The organism is Bartonella sp. TS25HLJMH, from assembly GCF_042193505.1.
Classification (GTDB): Bacteria; Pseudomonadota; Alphaproteobacteria; order Rhizobiales; family Rhizobiaceae; genus Bartonella; species Bartonella grahamii.
The window spans coordinates 1-2,606 of sequence record NZ_JBHILV010000052.1 but is presented as its reverse complement, the minus strand read 5'-3'; the positions used below and the strand labels follow the sequence as shown (position 1 = coordinate 2,606).

Sequence of the window (2,606 nt, the reverse complement as noted above, 5' to 3'; positions counted from 1 at the left end):
AGATGATCTCTGAGTTCGTTGAAGCCTTCTGCAAGCTGTTCTGTGAAAGTTTTCTGAGTGAATTTTCCATGATAACCTCTAAGTGTTTGTGTTTGTTTCTTGGATAGCGCTCCGTACTCTGGATGTATAATCCAGTTTCGCCATGTCGCCGGCCAATCTGTTTTGTTTGCATTTGCTCCGGATTTTGCCAGCCAAAAATTTCTGAACCGTTCGACTTCTAACAGCGCCTCATCATGGGTTAAGCCTTTATCGATTGCGTATTGCAAATTAGGTTTGAAATCATCTGGCAATCGACAACCGCGATTAGCTTTCGCTCGTTTTGCTTTTTTGGGAACGTTCTCTTGCTCGTGAATGGGAGGTTGGTTTTCTACTACCGTTTCGATTTGCTCTGGTTGGCTTTCACAAGCAGCAACCTCAGTTGGCTCATCAACCAAATCGGTTGTTTCTAAACTTTCAGAACCAATTTCTTTTTTTGCTAAAACGATAGTTTTAGTTTTTTTATATATATTCTTATTCTGGTTCTTTATAGCTTGATTTTGCTTAGCGTTTGCTTCAGCAAAAAAAACGTTTTGCTTGTCATTTGCTTCAGCAAAATTATTAACATGTTGTTTTATATTGTTTTTTGCTTTTGCACCTTTTTTACCAGCCTCACTACGAACTTGCGATATGTGCTCTTTTTTATCAGCAAAATCGTTTAGCTCTTCTTCAACGCGCGTATTCCACAAACCATTATCCGTCTCAACAAGTTTATCATTCCTCATTAAGTATTCGACAATAGCTGCAAATTTTTTCTGCGAACAATTGCAAGCACGTGCAAGCGTTTCAAAATCTTCTTTAATTGGTGCTTTTTTATCGTACATGCGAACGAGAAGCGTCATATAAGCGCCCCTTTGCTCTAACGTCATTCCATCTGTACCACTTATCCAGTCATACAAATGGAATCTTATCCATGGCATACCATTAGACATGCGCATCCCCTTCTTTCATTAAATATAAATTAGTGATCATAATCCCCCCCTTAAGGCTGTTGCGTATTTATGCGTGCGCATGGTGGCGCGTAATCTATTAATTTGATCTCTTTATTTTTGCCTGTTTAAGAGTGTGAATGGTGCTGTTGATGTTCATTATTATCTGTAGGGGCAGCACTATGAGAAGATATTACTGTTTGTGATGCATTTGATGTACTAATTTTCTCCACTAGATGAAGCGTATCTTTTCTTCGTTTTGTCATTGGACGAATAATTCTATGGGATTTACTCCCATAATTATGTAGGAACCAATCTAGTGTAACCCAAGATAGACCTTTGGCTTTAGACAACTGAATAATTATATTCCAGTATTTTGGAGAAATACTATTGCGATCACGCATTTTACGCGCAGCCTCATAACTACAACCAATTTCCTTTGCAAATTGGCGTATAGATCCCCAAGACTCAATCAAACTTTTGACATAAAAATCATTAACCATGACACAAGCAGTACATTACGTACAATTTTAAATCAAGATAAAATCGTACACAATGAATTAAAAAAATAGTGGATAATGTACAAATGACTTATTTGCCAAAAGACAGACTTAAAATAGCGCGTAAGAATGCTGGATATGCAACACCAAGCGAAGCTGCGCGCGCTATACCAGCACTTAATCAAAATACCCTAATTAGTCACGAAAATGGAAATCGTGGTATTTCGCGCCAAATAGCCGAGCTCTATGGACAAGTATTTAATGTAGATCCGGGGTGGATTTTGTATGGCGAATCTCCTCAAGAAAATCCTAACCTCAATATAAGTATTCCTCTCGTTTCATGGATTAGCGCTGGAGAACTAAGCGAGCAAGATGGGATAATGGATTTTTCAGATTATCCTATGACAGAGGCTGTTAATCTTCCTGCCGGTGAATGGATTGCTTTACGTGTAGATGGCGCATCTATGAATAAAATTAGCCCTCCAGATTCTATAATATTTGTAAATATGCGAGACAAAAAACTTGTGCCTAATGCCTGCTATGTAATTGCAGATGAATCTGGACAAGCGACATATAAACGATACAGACCTAATGATGATCCTCCTTTTCAGCCTGCTTCATACGACAAAACAATAAAGGCTCCAAAACTTGAAGGCGCTATCTCTATAATAGGTCGTGTACGGCGCACTATTCTTGATATGTAAACACAATACGATTCTCTGTTCACGTTATCGATTAGATTGCCATCAACAGATTGAAGTAAGTTTGCTTGATTTTTATCAGTAAACAGCAAAATTTTGATTCTCTAAATTATGCCGTGATTCGTCATTTTTTTATTTTTTTTAAAAATAGTACATTATGTACTTGACTATCTTTAGTGCATAATGTACTAATATATTCCATAAACCACGCACAAACAATTGCCAAGAGGCGTTAGGGAGGAGCAATTATGGAAAATCCAATTCTTATAAATTCCAATGAAATTTTATTAATTGTCTATAATGATGATGATCAAAACATTGGTCGGTCGGGACCACTTGATGCAAGCCAAATTCTAAGCATTGTTGACGAGGCAGATGATGCAATCCAAATCTTTCGCATCAATCCTTCTGAAAAGAACTGTGAAGACATTTCTGAAGAG

At 37.5% G+C, this 2,606-nt stretch carries 3 protein-coding genes and 1 pseudogene; 2 read left to right on the top strand and 2 right to left on the bottom strand.

Features of this window, described 5'->3' with window-relative positions; genetic code table 11:
* Positions 1-968 (bottom strand): YdaU family protein (locus ACFINF_RS09025; RefSeq protein ID WP_375620562.1); only part of this gene is annotated, 968 nt, incomplete at its 3' end.
* Positions 969-1,093: 125 nt separating this feature from the next.
* Entirely contained in the window at positions 1,094-1,441 is a 348-nt protein-coding gene (locus ACFINF_RS09020) for a hypothetical protein (RefSeq protein ID WP_375620561.1), read from the bottom strand.
* Between the two features lie 110 nt (positions 1,442-1,551).
* On the opposite strand from ACFINF_RS09020, the gene ACFINF_RS09015 reads away from it, so the two are divergent.
* Positions 1,552-2,169 (top strand): S24 family peptidase, encoded by a 618-nt coding sequence (locus ACFINF_RS09015; RefSeq protein WP_273791002.1) that lies wholly within the window; start codon positions 1,552-1,554, stop codon positions 2,167-2,169.
* 245 nt (positions 2,170-2,414) lie between these two features.
* A pseudogene (locus tag ACFINF_RS09010) lies at positions 2,415-2,606 on the top strand (hypothetical protein); the annotation flags it as partial.